The sequence below is a fragment of the Methylomusa anaerophila genome, from assembly GCF_003966895.1.
In the GTDB taxonomy this organism is placed as follows: Bacteria; Bacillota; Negativicutes; order Sporomusales; family Sporomusaceae; genus Methylomusa; species Methylomusa anaerophila.
Window position 1 is genome coordinate 1,270,517 of sequence record NZ_AP018449.1, and the last position, 19,463, is coordinate 1,289,979.

A 19,463-nucleotide genomic window follows, 5' to 3' on the forward strand; every position below is an offset into this window, starting at 1 on the left:
GCCGTCAGCCGGACTCTGTCCTGCATTAACGGTTAAGGAAAAGGGCATTCCCTGTGAGGCGGTTACTGAAACCCTTGTTCCTCCTCCACCCTGGCCAGGCCCAGAGCCAGGTGGCTATGGAGAATGTCTTCCACCTGCTGGGCCTGGCCAGGGTCGCATTTGACGATGAGGACGACTTCGGCGGAGCGGGGCGGCCCTTTTGTCGGACGGTCGCGCCTGGTAAGGAAGTAGTCGATAACCAGCGCCAGCGAGCCGCCGATAATCATGCCGGCTAAACCCCACAGCAGCGGGCCGCCTGGCAGCACATAGCCATAGACGACGCCGAGGGTCGTCGCCAGCGAGGCGGCGATACAGGTGCCGTCGAGGACGCTGACCCCGTCGGCCCTGTGGATGGTGTCCAGGATGTTCATCTGGGGACGTTGTTGCGCCAGCGGCACCGCCAGTATCTGAGGGTTGGCGACGCCCCGGATTTCCAGGTCGGAGATGGCCAGCTCCAGATAAGCGGAGTGCTCGAAAGTGGCAATAATGTACATGCTAACGCCTCCCGTCAAAAGGGCATTTTATTGGGGCGGTTGGGGTATTCCTGCCGGAGATGCCTGGCCTGTTCGTAGTCGAAAAGCTTGTTGTATTCGACAGTGTAGGTATAGGCGCTGTACATGCCGAAGTAGTGGATGGAGGGCAAAAAGAGCAGCCAGGCGGGGTCGGTAACGGCGGTGGCCTGAACGAAGTCGCCAAGAAGAGAACAGGTGAAAGCTTCCAGCAAGTGGGACTGGTAGGCGATGCAGACCCATACGGTAAGGAGGATGAAACCGGTGGGCAGCCGGTGGTTGTAGAGGTTGCCGGCGCCGGGAATGAGCAACGACCAGAGCATGGCGCCCCAGGGGCTGCGTTTGTCGAGGAAGTTGATCTCGAAAGCGCTGATTACCACTGGAGGGAGCTGCTGTTCGGTGCGCTCGGCCAGTAAGGCCAGCTTGTTGAGTTGGATGGCGAGACGGTAGCTGTCCCAGACGGCGAAAAGATAGAACGGGACGTAAAGCAGCAGCCAGCGGGGGTTGATGGCCTCCATAGCCTCAGGAAAACGGCCGGTGAAGCTGTATAAAATAACCAGGTTAAGGTGGGACTGGGTGTTGACGACGATTTCCCAGATGATGAGCAGATAGCCTTTAATATAGCTGCCGACAAAAATGTGGCCAAAGCCGGGAAGGGCGACCGACCACAGCGCGGTAACAAGAGGGTTTCTAAAGTGGATGAGGTTGGTCTGGAAGCTGGAAATAGCGGCCCTGGGCCACCGGGGGGCATTTTGCAGCAAGTTTCCCATAGCATTCTCCTTTGGAGCTTAATTATTTCTGCCGTTGTCAGTCGCCGCTGATCTCGATCATCCCATTGATTATCCGTTTATAGGTATAGGCTGTGATTTTGTGGTTATTGTGCGCTAGGGGTGAAACAATTATGCCGCGAGACATTATCTATAAAAATCGCCGCCGCTTGACGGCCTTCCAGCTTGCCACCCCTGCTTTTGCCGCCTGGGAACTGGTCCGCCAATCCCGGCTGTCGGTAATGCCGGTGCCGCCAGACCACTGGCAGCTGATTCAGCGAATGGCCGCCGGCAGCGATATATTCCCCTAATGACAACGAGCCCGCCAGAATCCGGCGGGTTTAGTTTTGTTACTTTATGATCAAAGGTAATGCCTTTATGAACAACAGCTATGGATATATGGAAAAATTTATAATATAAAAAAAGTCTAAACAGTCTAAAAAATCTCGCCAATTCTTGCATTTACTATATTTTTAAAATATAGTAAAAAATTTATACATAAAGGAGGAATATTTCATTTTTTATAGTATTTAAAAATGCTGGTATAATTTTACTAAAAAGGTGAGCAAGATGAATTTAGCTATGTTCTGTTCGGTAGCCGGGACAATCTCACTGATATTTGTATATTGGTATTTGTACGCTGTGTATCGCGAACGGTATATAGGCCTATGGATTTTGGGATGGCTGGGCTTTGCCTTGCGAATAGTCCTTTTTGACTTTGGAATATTTGACTGGCAAACATCCCTGGTAAGCTTTATCATTTTTCAAACGTTTTATCTGGGCACAATTTTACTATTCTTGTCAGGTACTTATCTCTTCTGCGGCAGGCCGTTTAAACGGTGGTGGTTACATTGGGCCGGCAGCATTTTCGTATTAAGCATTATATTTGTATTATTAGATTTACCCATTAGCTATAAATTGGCTCCTTCTGCTGTTTTTACCGGTATAATCCTCATACATATAGGCGAAATTTTTATGCACAATTTACAAATAAAAGGCATAGGCAGCCTAATCACCGGCTATTCATACTTCTTATGGGGAATTTTGACGGTTATTATGCCTTATACACTTACCATCCCTTGGTTAAGCCCCTGGTGTTATTCAGTCACCGGTATCCTCCGGCTGATTATTGCTTCCGGTACTTTAATGATATACTTTGAAAAAACCAGACTGGATTTAACGAATAAAGAAGCCCAATACCGATTGCTGGCGGAAAATGCCGTTGATGTAATTTTTCGTTATCGGCAGTTGCCGGAACCCCAATTCGAGTATATCAGTCCGTCGGTATTGGCAATCACCGGTTATTCTCCCCCTGAGTATTATGCCGACGCAAAATTAATGCGCCGCCTGGTGGAATCCAGGGATTTACCCTTGTATGACGATTTTATGGCCCATCCCTGGAAATATAATCATTTGCCGCTCACCCTGCGTTTGATTCGCAAGGATAATAAAATCGTATGGGTGGAAAAAAAATGCTTTTCCACCTATGATGAAAAGGGGAATTTACTGACCACGGAAGGTAGTATCAGGGATATCACCGCCCGCAAGGAATTGGAGCAGCTTACCATCCGGGCCGACAAAATGAATCTGGTGGGCGAAATGGCTGCCAATATGGCCCACGAAATACGCAATCCTTTGACAACGGTGCGCGGTTACCTGCAGGTGATGCAGGGAAAAGCCGAATTAAGCGACTACTATACACGCCGTTTCAATTGGATGATCGAAGAATTGGACCGGACTAACGGCATTATCTGCGAATACCTCTTATTGGCCAAGGATAAGCGGGCTGAACGAAAAAACTGCGGGTTAAACACTATCATCGGCACATTGTACCCTTTAATCCAGGCCGATGCCGCCGCTTTCAACGTGGTGGTAAGTCTTGATCTAAAACCTGTACCTCAGCTTTATCTGGATGAAAATGAAATTCGTCAGCTAATACTTCATTTGGTGCGAAACGGTCTGGAAGCTATGCCCCGTGGCGGCGAGCTTACTATTTGCACCGGCTGGAAAAATAATGAAATTATTCTGTCGGTGCGGGATCAGGGCCTTGGCGTTCCGGCTCATATACTGGAAAACCTGGGTACGCCGTTTTTAACTACCAAAAACACCGGTATCGGCTTAGGTTTACCCATCTGCTATAGAATTGCCACCCGGCACAATGCCACTATTGATGTGAAAACCGGCAACCTGGGAACCACATTCTTTGTCTACTTTCAATCCAACTTTGCCGCCTAAATCCCCGCTGCGCAAGGTAAAAACCGCCACTTCGGCCGGACAGCCGATACGGAAAGGCAGCCAGTGTCCCGCGCCCACGTTTACATAGCCGTAAGAAGCCCCGTTCCGGTACATCCCCCGCATATACTTGTACTGTACCGGAAAAATTGATTTGCCGCCCACCGCAATCTGGCCGCCATGGGTGTGGCCCGACAGCGACAGGGGAATGCCGGCGGCAAAAGCGTTGTCAAAAAAATCCGGATGATGGGCCAGCAAAACCGGAAAAGCCGCCGCCGGCAGTTTCCTGGCCGCCTGGGCAAAGTAGTTTTCCCGCACGATGCTTTGATTGGCGCCGCCCCTGGCCCAAGGGTAATCCACACCCAGAAGGAATAGGGGGCGGTTGCCGTCAAGTACCTTGCAGGCGTCGTTCTCAATTAAGGTTACCGGACTGGCGGCTACCGCCCGGCGAATCCGGTTTATATCCCGAAAATATTCATGATTGCCCCAGCAATAATATATCCCGTGGGGCAGGAGGGCATGAAACCGGTTGAGTCTCTCCATAGTGGGAGCGAGCAGATCCAAATCATCGACCAAATCACCGGTAATTGCCAAAAAATCCGGCTTCTCCCCTTCAACCATGGCCAGTACCCGCTCCAGCTTGCTCATCCCGAAAAAAGGCCCGATGTGAGCATCGCTCACTTGCGCCACCTTAAGCCGGTCAAACTCAGGCGGCAGACCCGGCAGATGTATTTCATGACGGGACAGCACGATTTCCCGGTCGCCGTTAAAAATGCCGAAACCGCTGCCCGTAAACGGCAAAGCCGGCACAGCCGCCGCCACTCCCTGGATAAATTGCCGGCGGGTAATCCCTTCATAGCCATTGCCATTAACAGCCGCCGCCTTAGCTTTGCAAAACCGTTTGGCAGTATCGCGGGTTATGTGCAGCAGGAACAGCAGCGCCATCAGAAGGAGAAGCCCGATAATCCAGGTATAGGACACATATAACAGCCCCCGGATAAATTCCCCGGTGAGGCTTTCCGCCGGGCGAAACCGGCGGCTCAGGAGAATAATGGCCAGGGACAAGCCGGTAACACTCCAATAAAATATGCGTACCGGCCGCATTGTATAAAACGGGTGCCATTTGGCCAGGATGCGGTAGCCCAGCCAGCATACCCCCGGCACAATGACCAGTATGAACAGCAAGGATAACAAGAACGGATTCTGTTGCACCTGTACCTCCTAAGCTAAAACCCTTCCACTTTAAGCTTCCGGGCCATTTTACCATGGGGACCGGCAAAATTCACCTGCGGCCAGTCCTCCGCTCCTACCCACCTGCCCCCACTCCCGCCGGGCAACAGGGCCGGTTCCGGGGACGCCAAACCGCAATGATAAAAGGAAATGTCCCAGTGCCGGTGGCTAAATGTGTGCGTGCAGGCAAACAGCCTGTCCAGCACTGTAATATTTTGCCCCAGCTGCTGGTTAAACACTCGGGCCAATGCCGCTTTATCATCCTGATCCGCCGTGGTTTCCACCGCCGGAAATTCCCACATGCCGGCCAAAAGGCCCTTAGCCGGCCGCTGGCGAAGCAGAAACCGGCCGGCAAATCGGAGAACTCCGGCCGCCAGCCGAACAGGCACCGGCCTTGCCTGCCTGCTTTTTACCGGCAATTCCTTTTGCCTTCCTGCCTGAAAAGCCTTGCAAATTGAAATCACCGGACAGGCTTCACACCGTGGAACTTTGGGAATACAAACGGCTGCTCCCAGATCCATAAGCGCCTGATTGAATTCTCCCGGTCTGGCCGCCGGCAATTCCTGTTCCAGCAGTTTTTTAATCCGGCGCCTGGCTGCCGGGGACGATACATTCTCTTCCAGAGCGAACAAACGGCTGAAAACCCTTAGCACGTTGCCGTCGATGGCCGTCTCCCACTTATCATAGGCAATACTCAGGATAGCGCCGGCGGTATAATCGCCGATACCGGCCAAACGGGATATCTCCTCCCGGGAATCGGGCACCCGCCCGCCGTACGCCGCCGCCACTTCCCGCACGCCGGCAAGCAAGTTCCGGGCACGGGAGTAATAGCCCAATCCCTGCCAGGAGAGCATAACCTCTTCGTCATCGGCGGCAGCCAGGCTGGCAAGAGTAGGATACTTCTGCAGCCAGCGCTCATAATAAGGCTTCACCGCCTCCACCCGGGTCTGTTGCAACATAATCTCCGACACCCAGATTTTATAAGGATCTTTATCTTTTCGCCAGGGCAAATCCCGCTTGTTCTCATCGTACCAGGCTAATAACAGCTTTGCCAATTCCATGAAGGATTATCTGCTCCCTTATCTTTTGAATTGATTCTGTCCCCTGCCATATGCTTGGAAAGGGTTCCTGCCGCCACTATGTATATATATATTGGCGTCATAGTATGAATTACCCTGCTATATATGTCCCGTTAAAGAATTGAAATTATATGTAATAATGCCGGCTAGCCTTCACTGCGAAGGAAGCCGGCATTATTTTGCAATCTTTTTAGTTTCCCCTTAGTGTGACTTCTTTTTTAGCGACAAAACGGTTTTTTACTCCATCTATCAGCAAATAAACCGACGGCACCACCACCAGGGTTAGCAGGGTGGAGGTCATAAGACCGCCAATGAGCACAACCCCCATGGATTGGCGCAATTCGGCGCCGGCTCCGATACCTAAGGCAATCGGCATCATACCGAAGATCATGGCGGCGGTAGTCATCAGAATGGGACGCAGCCGCACCGATCCGGCTTCGATAAGCGCCTCGGTAATACCCATGCCGCCGGCCCGCAACTGGTTGGTATAGTCCACCAGCAAGATCGCATTTTTGGTTACCAAACCCATGAGCATGATAACCCCGATGAGGGACATGATGTTCATGGTCTGCCCGGCGACCAGCAGGCCGAGAATAGCGCCAATCAGGGAGAACGGGAGCGACAGCATGATGGTGAACGGGTGGATGAAGCTTTCAAACTGCGCCGCCAGTACCATATAGATCAGGACTATGGCCAACGCCAGCGCCTTGCCGATTTCATTAAACGAATCCTGCATGATTTGCGCCTGTCCTACGAATTTGTAGGTATAACCAAGGGGCAGGTTCATAGACGGCATCAAGCTTGTCACCTTGTTGATGACCTCACCGGCAGACGTGCCGGCCACCCCGGCGTAAACGATGACCTGACGCTGGCGGGATTCACGGTCAATCTGGGTAGGACCGGAAGACAACTGAATATCAGCCACATCGCCTAAGCGGATAAAAGCACCGGTTTTGCCGGCAACTCTCAGGTTGGCCACATCGTCAATACTCATGCGGCTGTCGGCGGCCAGCTGCACCCGGATGTTGTAGTCATTGTCACCGGCGTTGTACTTGTTCCGGGTAATGCCTCCCTGGAAAGCCATCTGCACGGTACCGGCCACGGTGGAAGCGTCCAAACCGGCGTCACTCAGCCGCAAGGCATTTAATTTAACCTGTACTTCGGGCACCGATTGCTCGCTGGAGATATCCACATCCATAGTCCCCGGAATGGCCTTTATCTTTTCGGCCAGGTTCTGAGCCGTATGCATCAGTACCTCCAGATCGGGCCCGCGCAAAGCTACCTGAACGGGCCGGGACTCGCCCCGGCCTATGCTCTGACCGTTTTCTACGGCAACTTTCAGATCGCCTACATCCCGGAACTTGAGTCTTAACCCATCCATAATCTGCTCCATGGAGCGATGGCGTTTGCCGCTTGCGACCAGTTTTACGCCGATAGAGGCCTTGTTGGCCTGATTGCCGTCGCCTACCACGCTATAGGAGCTTTGCAGCTCGGGAATGGCCATAATTTCCGCTTCGATAGGCAAGGATAGCTGCTGCATTTTTTCCAGGGAAGTTCCGGCCGGAGCGGTTAAAGTTATGCTGAACTCCCCGGAATCATAAGACGGCTGAAACTCACTGCCCAGAAAGGGTACCAACAAAAAGTTGAGAAACAGGGACAATACAGCTATCGCCAGCAGTTTCTTGGGGTACGTCAGCACCCAGGCCAGCAGCCGGCGGTAACCGGCCTGCACAGCGGTAAAACCTTGCTCCCACTTATCAAGAACCCTTTTCAGCCAGTTGCGGGATGCGCCTTCGCCCGTACCGTCATGGGGTTTCAGCCAGTAGGCGGCGAGAGTCGGCGTAAGGGTAAAGGCTACAAACAGCGAAAACGCAACCGCGAACGCAACCGTTAGCCCGAACTGCTTAAAGAACTGGCCAATGATGCCGGTCATGCTGCCTACCGGCACGAATACCGCCAATATGGAAAAAGTAGTGGCCATAACCGCCAGCGCGATTTCCCCCGTGCCGTCCCGGGCCGCTTCCCAGGCCGACTTGCCTTGTTCCATATGACGGTAGATATTCTCAATAACCACAATGGCATCGTCAATTAAGATGCCTACTGCCAGACTTAGTCCCATGAGGGACATATTATTGAGGGTAAAGTTCATAGCCTTCATGAGAAAGAAAGTAGCCACAACCGAAGTGGGCAGGGCAATGGCGCCGATGAGGGTGGCTCTGGTATTCCCCAAAAACAGGAAGGTGATCGCCACTGCCAGCAAGCCGCCGAATACCAGCGAGGTCATTACATCTTCCACGCTGCTCTTGATATATTCGGAACTGTCGCGGGTGATCTGGACTTTGATATCGTCAGGCAGCGTATCCTGTAAACCGTTCACCGCCTGCTTCACCTTGCTGGCAACATCAACGGTATTGGCGCCGGACTGCTTTTGCACCGATACCAGCACCGCCGGGGCGCCGTTGGCCCGGGCGATGGCTGTCTCCTCCGCCCAGCTGTCCTTGACAGCGGCGACATCACTCAGTTTAATCAGCCGTCCGTCCTGGTTGGCAACAATAATATTGCTGATATCCTCAATACTTTTGTAAACGCCGACTGTCCGGACGGTCAAATCCAGACCCTGTCCTTTAACGTGTCCGCCGGGGGCGTTCAGATTTTGGCTGTTGATGGCATCCAAAATCTGGGGCATGGTTATTTTATAGGCCTCCAGTTTTTTAGAGTCGGCCTGAACCTGAATCTCCCGGTCGGAAGCACCGGCTATACTCACGTCGGCCACGCCGTCAATCCGCTGCAATTCATTTTTTACCACATCGGTTGCCAGTTTCCGCACTTCCCCCGGGCTGCGGGAATCGGACGACAGACTGAAAAAGAGAATAGGCTGCGCTCCGATGTCGAAACGTTGAATAACCGGTTCGTCAATTTGATCCGGCAACTGCTTGCGGATGGTGGCCACCTTTTCCCTTACTTCATTGGCCGCCAGCCGGGCATTGGTGCCAAATTCAAACTCGATTACCACTTGTGATATTCCTTCTTTGGTCACTGAAGACAGCGTCTTGATTCCTGAAATGGCGCTGACTGCATCTTCAACCGGCTTGGTAACTTGACTCTCCATCTCCTCCGGCCCGGTGCCGGCATAGCTGACCGAGACAGCAACAATGGGAAAATCCACGTCGGGATAAAGATCTATGCCTAAGGACGGATAAGCTTGTACCCCAAATACCACTAGCAACATTACCAGCATTACGGTAAATACCGGCCGCTTGATAAAGGTGGCAATGATGTTCATTACTGACCACCATCCCCAACGGGCGAAACAGTCACGCCGTCTCTTACCTTATTCTGACCGGCAACAATGATAGTTTCACCGTCTGTTACCCCTTCCAGGACTTCAGCCCAGCCGCCGCCTACATAGCCCAGCTTCAGTGTGCGCTGCTGCACCTTGTTGTCCTCAGCAACTACGAAAACTGTTTTTTGGTCTTCTTTCAGCACCAACGCGTTTTCAGGCACGGCAATCACATCGGCATGCACCCTGGTGCCAATAGAAACCTTGGCAAACATACCTGCTTTCAGGGTTCCATTTTCATTCGGGATGCTGATTTCAGCGGCAAAAGTACGGGCGGGTAGAGTAGCGGCAGGGGCAATCCGGGCAACAATACCGTCAAATTCCTGATCCAGGGCGTCTACTCTGACCTTTACCGTCGCCCCCGGGGTTAGATCGCCTACTTGCGACTCGCCAACCGTGGCTTTGGCTAACAGGGTAGTAGTATTCGCCAATGTAATTATGGCCGTTCCGGCGTGGGCGAAGGTTCCCGCTTGCAGGTAACGCTTGGTCACCACTCCGTCCCGGGGCGCCGATACGGCAGCATTATTAAGCTTTTCCTTTAAAAGCATCAGGCTGCCTTCCGCCGCTCTGACCTGACCGGCAGCCGCATCCCTTTTGGTGCGGGCGGTGTCAAGAAACTGGGCGGATATGGCGCCTTTGTCCGCTAAAGAATAATAGCGGTTATAGTCCAGCTCCGCCTGTTCCAGGTTGGATCTGGCCGCCATCAGGTTACCCTCGGCCTGCACCACCTGCGCCGCCAACTCGCCTGAATCCAGGCTGGCAATTATCGCCCCCGCCTGAACCGCGTCTCCCTCGGCAACATTCAAAGCATTAATGCGGCCGTCAACCTTAGCGGATACATCGGCGCTCCATACCGGTTCCAAATTTGCCGAGAACACGCTAACCGGATACACATCCCGGCGCCCAACCCGGGCAACCTCCACCGTAATCTCCTGGCCGGCCGCCATTCTGTCGGCCCTGGCTTTATTCGCCGCAACGTTGGCGTAGACGCGATAGCCGATTATACCGGTTAAGGCAATAACCACAGCCAGCGCTACGGCCAACTGCTTCCTGTTCCTAAACAGCATCGCATCCCTTCTCCTTTTCCATTGGTTAAATTAGCGAAACTGGCAGAAATAAACTGACTAACCAGTCAGTGATTCATTATATCATTTTTCCCGCATAAATGATATATATATCACTACAAATGTTAATACAATTCAGCTGGTTTATTCTGTAAATTTTCCGTGAAAGGCAAACAAGGCGGCGTTAACCAACGCCGCCTCTCTCTCATATACTGTAAGTAATCTTGGGGGAAGGGGGTATCATCATGCCTTTGACTGATACGCCGCAAACCATCATCAACACCATTCTGGCTGATATTAACGCCGTCATTCCCAACTTCTCATCTCTTGTCAGCTCATACCGCCTGCTCGTGGGCTCCGCCGAGGAGATTCACCGTATCCCCGACGCGCCCTTTGAAGTGTTTGAAAGAGCGTTAATACGCTGTGATCGGGCCGGTACGCTCATCGATACCTTACTGGAACTTTTATGCTGCAAGATAACTTTCAGCAGCGAGTTTCTGTCGGTTACCTGCGCGCCGGTTGATTTGCTCCAATATCTCACCAACCGCACCCAGCTGGAAAATACCGCGCATCATACCGCCGAGCAAATCGTGGTCATAGAAATAATGCGCCGGCTGCTGGAGCGGATCGGCCAGGACGGCTCCTGTTTCGGACCGCCGCCGCCAATAACCCCGCAAGCCCCGCCGGCCCCAACGGGCCCACCCCCGCAAGCCCCAACGGGCCCACCCCCGCCGCCACGGGACCTTACCTGCAAAGAATTAGAGACAGAAGCCTATGCGGACACGCAGACAGAAGTTGAAAAAGAACTGGCCACAGAAGCCAATTTTGTTTATGGGTGCCCGGAAGAAATATTTGATTCGCCGCTCAAACGCCGGCATATATGAAAACGAAAGCGTAACTAAAAAAATACTATATCATGCCTGCTTGCTTGTATAATGTATAGAAGTGGTGGGTCGGCCTTGCGCCTTTGCCGATGGTTAAAGCATTCTCGATCGCGACGGTAACATACTCTTTGGCTTGCGTTACCGCCGCCGGGACATTAAGGCCTTTTCCCAGGTTGGCGGCAATAGCGGCCGACAATGTACAGCCTGTGCCATGGGTTTTTTTCGCTGCAATCCGTTGGGCGCTTAGATAGTGGAAATTAACTCCATCGAACAGCACATCGATAGAATTCTCAGGGTCCACCGCCAGATGCCCCCCCTTTACCAGTACGTTCCCGGGTCCCATGGCGTATATCCGGCGGGCAGCCTCTTCCATATCGGTAAGATTGTTTATGGTCAGGCCGGTTAGGACTTCAGCCTCGGGAATGTTCGGCGTCACCACCGCGGCCAGGGGCAGGAGCTCTCCGGCCAGGATGGCTTGCGCCGCCGGGTTTAAAAGATGATAGCCGCTTGTTGACACCATAACCGGATCAAGTACAATATTGACGGCCTGATATTGCCGCAGCTTGGCGGCTATGATTTGGATGGTTTCCATCCGGGACACCATGCCGATCTTGACCGCTGCCACAGGGATGTCGTCAAAGATAGCCTCAATTTGTTTGGCAATAACGTCCGCCGTAATGTCCTGCACGGCAAAAACGCCCTGGGTATTTTGCGCCGTGACGGCGGTAATGACACTCATACCGAATACCCCATGAGCGGCAAAAGTTTTCAAGTCGGCCTGAATCCCCGCCCCGCCGCTGGAGTCCGAACCGGCGATGGTCAGGATGTTTTTCATAGTCTGCATCCTATCAACTCCTAAACTTCACTGCCAAATCTACTTTCTACTTTGTCTCCAAACTTATTTGTGGTTCCCTCTCCCGGACCACATCCCGGACGAAAAACGTACAGACAAATCCCACCACCGGCAGGATGGCCAATAGGTCGAAAACCAGCGGCAGGCTCCACAAGTCGGCAATCCGGCCCAAAAGCAGCACCCCCATGCCGCCAAGCCCGACGCTGAACCCGATGGTAAGGCCCGAAGCCATACCCACATTGCCGGGCATCATACACTGGGCCAACACCAGGCCGCCGGCAAAAGCGGCGGATAAAAACGCGCTGGCCAGGGCCAAAACGATGAATACCCAAACGCCGCTCATACTTTGGAACAGTACCAGCAGCAGACTAATCGGCAGTATAGACCAGAGCATAATCCGTTTACTGCCGTATCTGTCACTCAAAATTCCGCCGCACAGCGTTCCCAGCGCGCCGCCGGCCAGGAAAACAGTCAGCAGCCAACTGGCATAAACCGCATTACCGCTTAAGTACGACACATAGTACAGCGGTATGAACGTGCTGATACCGGCACTCACCGTTGCCCGCACCAGCACGACGCCTAAGAGAGCCGCCAGCGGCACCGATATTAAGCACTTAAGATCGCCTAACCCGGCAGCTTTGCTTTCCGGGCGCGGCAGGGTCATAGCCATCCTATACAAAGGAATGCTGATGCCCAAAAAGGGGATTAGGTACAGCCAGAACATCCCTTCCGGCACGCTGGTTAACAAAAACCCCATAAACAAAGAGCCCAGAGCGAACCCGGCATTGCCGCCAACGACAAACATGCTGACACCTTTCCCCTTGCCGGCGCCGCTTAACCGGTTAACCGTTTTGGCTCCCTCCGGGTGAAAGGCAGCTATCCCCAAACCGGATACTACGGTACATAATAGCAGGATATAATAATTCGGCGCCAGCAGCGAGCCCAGCATAGCCAGGCCGGAGACGGCACACCCCGCCGCCATCAGCCAGGGGCGGTGATTTTTATCGCTGTAATAACCGAACACCGGCTGTATCACCGACGAAGTCAAATTTTGCAACAGAGCAATCGCGCTGACTTGCGTATAGCTCAAAGCAAACTTAGCTTTAAAATACGGCAACGCCACCAGCAGGGCCCCCTGGGACAAGTCGGTGACGCTGTGAGCAGCGACAATTAAAAAAAACCACCCTGGGTACCGATCTTAGCATATCGAACACAAAAACCACTTCCATTTATCCTGATATCTACTGCTTTAATCTTTTAATCCACAAATGATTGGGCTCCTGTCTATTATTGCATACGAAATACTACTTGTAAATGACCGGACATGGGGTAGACTATTTGTGTTGTCCCGCAAAAATTATTTAAATTTTGCTACCAAAAAGTCAAAAAAGGTCAAAAAGTCAAAAATAGATAGATTCCCTATGAATCCGGGACATCGTATGCGAAGAATGGATATTTCAGCCAAAAACAGCCTATTTTAATGATTTTTCTGTTTTTAATTAATAATTACTTTCTGGTAATATAAACTTGTAAACTCATGAATACTCCCGTAAGGTCTAACACATAATTCTATATAAGAGGAGGCGCAAATTATGGGAAAAGTAGTGGGCATTGATTTAGGTACTACCAACTCGGTCATTGCCGTTTTGGAGGGAGAACGGCCGGAGGTTATCGCCAATGTGGAAGGCGGCAGAACTACCCCGTCAGTCGTTGCATTCCGTGATAACGAGCGTCTTGTCGGCCAGTTAGCCAAACGGCAGTCTGTCTTAAACCCCGGAAAAACATTCTATTCGGTAAAACGATTCATCGGTCGCCGCTTCAATGAAGTTTCCGACGAAATGAAGCTGGTGCCGTATAAAGTGGTTCAAGGCTCGGATGACACCCTCAAATTTACTGTGGACGATAAGCAGTATGCGCCGGAAGAAATATCGGCCCAAGTACTGCGTAAGATGGTGGATGACGCCGGCAAGTATCTGGGCGAGAAAATAACTGACGCGGTCATTACGGTGCCGGCTTATTTTAATGACGCCCAGCGTCAAGCTACCAAAGACGCCGGCCGTATCGCCGGACTCAATGTGCTCAGAATCATTAACGAACCTACAGCCGCCGCTTTGGCTTACGGCCTGGATAAGAAAAAAAATGAAACCATCCTGGTGTTTGACTTGGGTGGCGGTACGTTCGACGTATCCATTCTGGAAGTTGGCGACGGCGTATTTGAAGTAAAATCCACCAACGGCGATACCCACCTGGGCGGCGACGATTTCGACAAAGCTGTCGTCGACTGGCTGGCGGCCGAATTCAAAAAGGATAACGGCATTGATCTCTTAAAGGATAACCAATCGCTGCAGCGTCTTACCGAGGCGGCGGAGAAAGCTAAAATTGAGTTGTCGGCAGTTACGGAAACAACTATCAACCTGCCTTTCATCACTGCTGACGGCGGCGGCCCGAAACACCTGGAAGCCAAACTGACCCGGGCGAAATTTGACGAAATTACCCACAGCCTGGTGGAACGTTGCCGTATTCCCGTGGAAAAAGCGCTGGCTGACGCCAAACTGTCGGCCAAAGATATAGACGAAGTCATCCTGGTGGGGGGCTCCATCCGTATCCCCGCTGTCCAGCGTCTGGTCAAAGCCCTGACCGGCAAAGACCCCAACCAAAGCGTTAATCCGGACGAGGTTGTGGCTGTCGGCGCCGCCATCCAGGCAGGCGTACTGAGCGGTGAACTCAAAGATGTGGTCCTCCTTGACGTCACACCGCTATCCCTGGGTATAGAAACCTTGGGCAGCATCATGACCAAAATCATCGAACGCAATACCACCATCCCCACCCGCCGCAGTCAAGTCTTCAGCACCGCCGAAGACAACCAGCCGGAAGTAGAAATTCACGTTCTTCAGGGCGAGCGGGACATGGCCGGTGACAACCGTACCCTCGGCAGGTTCAAATTAACCGGCATTCCTTTGGCGCCGCGCGGTATGCCGCAGATCGAAGTCACTTTTGACATTGACGCCAACGGCATCCTGACCGTAGGCGCCAAAGACAAAGCTTCCAACAAAGAGCAGTCCATCACCATCAGCGGTTCCAGCAACCTGGATAAGGCCGACATTGACCGCATGGTAGAAGATGCGAAACAGTACTCGGAAGCAGACAAAAAACGCCGGCAACAGATCGAGCTGAAAAATGAAATAGATTCTCTGGCCTACCAGGCCCGCAGCTTCGTGACCGAAAAGGGTGAAACCCTGCCGCCCCATGTCAGCGGACGCCTGACTGCCGCACTGGAGGCGGCCAAACAGGCCGTCGACGATAACGCCGACATGAATAAACTGCGGCAAGTTAAGGAAGAATTGGAGCAGGCCTACAGCCAGGCTTGCCAGTGCAAGCCCGAAGAACCCAGACAAAACCAAATGAATGATCACGGCAATGAAAGCAAGCGGAATGACGACGTAATCGACGCTGAGTACGAGTAAGGCGAGTAAGCTCCCACGACAGTACTGTAAAAAGTACGGCGCGGGAGCTCCCGCAGTGCCGGCAACGCAGATGGGGCTTTAGCAACAACCGAAAATGACAAGGCGGGTGATGCGTATGAAGTACATTGACTATTATGAAACACTCGGCGTTCCCAAAACCGCATCCGACAAGGAAATTAAACAAGCTTACCGCAAACTGGCCCGTAAGCATCACCCCGACTTGCATCAGGGTGACGCCAAGGCGGAAGCGGAAGAAAAGTTCAAACTTATCAATGAAGCCTATGAAGTGCTGGGTGACCCAGATAAACGGGCCAAGTACGACAAACTGGGCATGAACTGGAAAGCCGGCGATGAATTTAATTTCGATCCGTCCAATATGGACGGCGGTTACACCTATACCTACCAGGGACCTTCTGATTTTGATCTCGGCGGCTTTGGTTTCAGCGACTTCTTCGCCAATATTTTCGGTCAGGACTTTGCCCGCAGCCGTCAAGGCGGCGGCAGAACGCGCCGGGCCAACCGCAAAGGGGAAGACGTGGACGCGGAAATCAGCCTGACTATAGATGAGCTTATTCACGGGGTGGAAAAAGAAATGTACCTGTCCGCCCCCAATGTCTGCGCCGCCTGTGAAGGGCAACGCGTCACCCAGCGGGGTGTATGCCGGGCCTGCGGCGGTACGGGAGTAACGGAAGATACCAAAACCGTCAAGGTAAAGGTACCCGCCGGACTCTATCCGGGGGCATCCCTCCGGCTTAAGGGCTTAGGCGGCAAAGGCTACGGCGACGGACCGGCCGGCGACCTTTATCTGCACATCCGGGCCGCACAGAACCCTTCCTGGCAGATAGACGGCAGCGATTTGGAAGCTGATCTCATGATTTACCCCGACCAGGCCGTGCTTGGCGATAAAGTGCAAGTACCCACGCCCCACGGTCAGGTTCAGCTCAAAATCCAGCCCGGCGTCCACGCGGGGCAAAGACTGCGTCTAAAGAATAAAGGCCTGCCCAAAGGCGGCGGAACTTTCGGCGACCTCTACCTCAGAATCCGCATTGATATTCCTAAAGACCAGTCGGAAGAAGAAAGGGAGCTTTACCGCAAAATCCACGAACTGCGCCAAACCGCGAAAGCTGATTAACTATAGCCACGAACTGCTTAGAAACTGTCAGATGCCAGGCGCGACGAGTACTGGAACGCAAGCGTACTGGGATGTACGCTGGAGTGAAGCACGCAGAAGCAACAACGCAGATGACGGTTTATAAGCAGTTCCAGACTTAAAGGAGGTTATTACAATGGCCCAGGACAAATTCACTCAGAAAGCCTCGGCAGCAATACAAGAAGCGCAACAACTGGCAGCTATGAACTACCACCAGGAGTTGACCACTCGCCATCTCTTGCTGGCGCTGACAAAAGACAACGAAGGTATTATCGCCTATATTTTATCTCAATTTAATATACAGCCCCCAATGTTCCAGGCTAAGCTGGAACAACTTCTGAAGAATATTCCTTCTGTCCGGGGCCAGGATACCGGTCTGAGGATGAATACAGCCATGGTCCGGGTGCTGGCCCTGGCGGAAAAACAAGCCTCATCCATGAAGGATGAATACGTCAGCGTTGAGCACCTTCTCCTGGCTATTGTCGAGGACGGCGACAGCGACGTTGTCAGTGCCTGCCGCGAATTCGGCCTGTCCCGCAGCCGCATTATCCAAATCATCAACGATTTCCGCGGCGGCAGAACTATTACCTCCGACAACCCGGAGGAAAGTATGCAGGCCCTCAATAAATATGGCCGCGATCTCACCGACCTGGCCCGCCAAGGCAAGCTGGACCCGGTGATCGGCCGGGACGAAGAAATCCGCCGGGTGATGGAAATCCTGTCCCGCCGCACCAAAAATAACCCGGTGCTCATCGGTGAGCCCGGCGTCGGCAAGACAGCCATTGTTGAAGGCTTGGCCCGGCGCATTATCGCCGGCGACGTACCGGAAGGCCTGAAAAACAAAATAGTATACTCCCTCGACATGGGAGCCATAGTAGCCGGCGCCAAATACCGGGGCGAGTTCGAGGAACGCCTGAAAAACGTACTGTCCGAAATCACCAAATCCGAAGGCAAAATCATCCTCTTCATTGACGAACTCCATACCGTGGTCGGCGCCGGCGCCGCCGAAGGCGCCATGGATGCAGGCAACATCCTCAAACCCATGCTGGCCCGCGGTGAACTGCGCTGTATCGGCGCTACCACATTAAATGAATACCGTAAACACATTGAAAAAGACGCCGCCCTGGAACGGCGCTTCCAGCCGGTCACAGTAGACCAGCCGGGGGTGGAAGACACCATCTCCATCCTGAGAGGCCTCAGAGAGCGCTACGAAGTCCACCACGGCGTCAGGATCAAAGACGCCGCCCTGGTGGCTGCCGCCGTGCTGTCCGACCGCTACATTTCCGACCGGTTCCTGCCTGATAAGGCCATTGACCTGGTGGACGAAGCGGCCGCCAAACTCCGGACCGAAATTGATTCCATGCCCAGTGAACTGGACGAAGCCATGCGCCGCGTCATGCAACTGGAAATAGAAGAACAGGCTCTCAAGAAAGAAACCGACCCCTCTTCCCAGGAAAAACTTAGCCATATCCACGAGGAACTGGCCAACCTGAAACAACAGGCCGACTCCCTGAAAGCCCAGTGGCAAATGGAAAAACAGGGCATCGTCCGCCTGCGCAACCTCAAAAAAGATATCGAAGGCATCCGCACGGAAATGGAAGCGGCCGAACGCAGCTACGACCTGAACCGTTTGGCCGAACTCAAGTATGGCCGTCTACCGGAATTAGAGCAACGATTAAAAAATGAGGAAAACCTGCTGGCGGAAAAACGTTCCCATAAAGTTATGCTCAAAGAAGAAGTGGACGAAGACGATATCGCCAAAATTGTAAGCCGCTGGACAGGTATCCCTGTCACCCGGCTGCTTACCGGCGAACGGGAAAAACTGGTCCACATGGAATCCATCCTCCACGAACGGGTTATCGGCCAGGACACCGCCGTCATCGCCATCACCGAAGCCATTATCCGCGCCCGCGCCGGCATCAAGGACCCCAACCGTCCCATCGGTTCCTTCATCTTCCTCGGCCCCACCGGCGTCGGTAAAACCGAGCTGGCTAAAACCCTGGCCGAAGTCCTCTTTGACGACGAGCGCAGCATGATCCGCATCGATATGAGCGAATACATGGAGAAACACACCGTTTCCCGCCTCATCGGCGCGCCTCCCGGCTACGTCGGCTATGACGAAGGCGGCCAACTCACCGAAGCCGTGCGCCGCCGCCCCTACAGCGTCATTCTCCTCGACGAAGTGGAAAAAGCCCACAACGATGTCTTCAACGTTCTCCTGCAAATCCTGGAAGACGGCCGCCTGACCGATGGTAAAGGCCGCACCGTGGACTTTAAGAACACCGTCATTATCATGACCTCCAACATCGGCTCGCAGGAAATCCTCAACAACGATTTCGCCGTAGCCAAAGAGCGGGTCCTGGATATGATGAAACTCCACTTCCGCCCCGAATTTCTCAACCGTATCGACGACATCATCGTCTTCAACGCCCTCACCGGCGAGCAAGTGGCCGACATTGCCGCCATCCTGCTCAAGAATCTGGATAAACGCCTCAAGAAGCAGCTTAATATCAGCCTGTCCTGGGACAACAAGGCCCTTGAACTCCTGTCCAAACAAGGCTACGACCCCAACTTCGGCGCCAGACCGCTAAAACGGCTCATCAGCCGCCTGGTGGAAACCGAACTCAGCAAAAAGATCATCAAAGGCGAAGTGCCGGAAGGCAGCCATGTGGAGTTGAGCGCCGAAGGGGATAAGATTACAATTGACGTGATGCTGGAACCGGAGACAGTGTGAAATTATATAGGTAAAAAATTGGTCCCCTTGCTGCTAACAAAACAGTAAGGGGATCATTGTTGAGATGTCCCCCTCTTTGTCTCTTGATTTTTATCAGATTATAGGCAAGTTTAAATCC

The 19,463-nt window shown here is 52.9% G+C and carries 14 protein-coding genes; 6 read left to right on the forward strand and 8 right to left on the reverse strand.

Annotated elements, in window-relative coordinates; translation table 11 throughout:
* Positions 1–62: 62 nt before the first annotated feature.
* A complete protein-coding gene (locus MAMMFC1_RS05550) occupies positions 63–533 on the reverse strand; it encodes a hypothetical protein (RefSeq protein WP_126307207.1) in 471 nt (156 codons plus the stop codon).
* Between the two features lie 14 nt (positions 534–547).
* On the reverse strand, positions 548–1,318 hold the full coding sequence (locus MAMMFC1_RS05555; RefSeq protein WP_126307209.1) for a hypothetical protein: 771 nt from the start codon (positions 1,316–1,318) through the stop codon (positions 548–550).
* Positions 1,319–1,449: 131 nt separating this feature from the next.
* Between MAMMFC1_RS05555 and MAMMFC1_RS05560 the strand changes: the two genes are divergently transcribed.
* Positions 1,450–1,626 carry an EVE domain-containing protein gene (locus MAMMFC1_RS05560; RefSeq protein ID WP_126307211.1) on the forward strand — a complete coding sequence of 59 codons (177 nt, stop codon included), beginning with the start codon at positions 1,450–1,452 and terminating at the stop codon, positions 1,624–1,626.
* Between the two features lie 259 nt (positions 1,627–1,885).
* Positions 1,886–3,550 (forward strand): ATP-binding protein, encoded by a 1,665-nt coding sequence (locus MAMMFC1_RS05565; RefSeq protein ID WP_126307213.1) that lies wholly within the window; start codon positions 1,886–1,888, stop codon positions 3,548–3,550.
* Here MAMMFC1_RS05565 and MAMMFC1_RS05570 read toward each other — a convergent pair.
* The 4 genes from MAMMFC1_RS05570 to MAMMFC1_RS05585 form a co-directional block, all read right to left on the reverse strand.
* Complete coding sequence (locus tag MAMMFC1_RS05570; protein ID WP_126307215.1) at positions 3,440–4,759, reverse strand: metallophosphoesterase; 1,320 nt, start codon at positions 4,757–4,759, stop codon at positions 3,440–3,442. The genes MAMMFC1_RS05565 and MAMMFC1_RS05570 overlap by 111 nt on opposite strands.
* Before the next feature lie 14 nt (positions 4,760–4,773).
* Positions 4,774–5,838, reverse strand: coding sequence for an A/G-specific adenine glycosylase (mutY, locus tag MAMMFC1_RS05575; protein ID WP_126307217.1), 1,065 nt, complete (start codon positions 5,836–5,838; stop codon positions 4,774–4,776).
* A gap of 208 nt (positions 5,839–6,046) precedes the next feature.
* On the reverse strand, positions 6,047–9,139 hold the full coding sequence (locus MAMMFC1_RS05580) for an efflux RND transporter permease subunit (protein WP_232035690.1): 3,093 nt from the start codon (positions 9,137–9,139) through the stop codon (positions 6,047–6,049).
* The gene (locus MAMMFC1_RS05585) at positions 9,139–10,263 is read right to left on the reverse strand and encodes an efflux RND transporter periplasmic adaptor subunit (protein WP_126307219.1); all 1,125 of its coding nucleotides are present in this window, start codon (positions 10,261–10,263) and stop codon (positions 9,139–9,141) included. The genes MAMMFC1_RS05580 and MAMMFC1_RS05585 overlap by 1 nt, the downstream gene beginning before the upstream one ends.
* Before the next feature lie 242 nt (positions 10,264–10,505).
* Here MAMMFC1_RS05585 and MAMMFC1_RS05590 point away from each other — a divergent pair, with 242 nt between their 5' ends.
* On the forward strand, positions 10,506–11,144 hold the full coding sequence (locus MAMMFC1_RS05590) for a hypothetical protein (RefSeq protein ID WP_126307221.1): 639 nt from the start codon (positions 10,506–10,508) through the stop codon (positions 11,142–11,144).
* A gap of 25 nt (positions 11,145–11,169) precedes the next feature.
* On the opposite strand, the gene thiD is transcribed toward MAMMFC1_RS05590, so the two are convergent.
* Positions 11,170–11,979: a bifunctional hydroxymethylpyrimidine kinase/phosphomethylpyrimidine kinase gene (gene thiD, locus MAMMFC1_RS05595; RefSeq protein WP_126310460.1), complete on the reverse strand. Its 810-nt coding sequence runs from the start codon at positions 11,977–11,979 to the stop codon at positions 11,170–11,172.
* Between the two features lie 46 nt (positions 11,980–12,025).
* Positions 12,026–13,120 (reverse strand): MFS transporter, encoded by a 1,095-nt coding sequence (locus tag MAMMFC1_RS05600; protein WP_232035691.1) that lies wholly within the window; start codon positions 13,118–13,120, stop codon positions 12,026–12,028.
* A 469-nt stretch (positions 13,121–13,589) separates the two neighbouring features.
* On the opposite strand from MAMMFC1_RS05600, the gene dnaK reads away from it, so the two are divergent.
* The 3 genes from dnaK (at position 13,590) to clpB (ending at position 19,345) form a co-directional block, all read left to right on the forward strand.
* Entirely contained in the window at positions 13,590–15,461 is a 1,872-nt protein-coding gene (gene dnaK, locus MAMMFC1_RS05605; RefSeq protein WP_126307225.1) for a molecular chaperone DnaK, read from the forward strand.
* Positions 15,462–15,576: 115 nt separating this feature from the next.
* On the forward strand, positions 15,577–16,593 hold the full coding sequence (locus MAMMFC1_RS05610) for a DnaJ C-terminal domain-containing protein (RefSeq protein WP_126307227.1): 1,017 nt from the start codon (positions 15,577–15,579) through the stop codon (positions 16,591–16,593).
* Between the two features lie 154 nt (positions 16,594–16,747).
* Positions 16,748–19,345: an ATP-dependent chaperone ClpB gene (gene clpB, locus MAMMFC1_RS05615; RefSeq protein ID WP_126307229.1), complete on the forward strand. Its 2,598-nt coding sequence runs from the start codon at positions 16,748–16,750 to the stop codon at positions 19,343–19,345.
* Positions 19,346–19,463 lie beyond the last annotated feature (118 nt).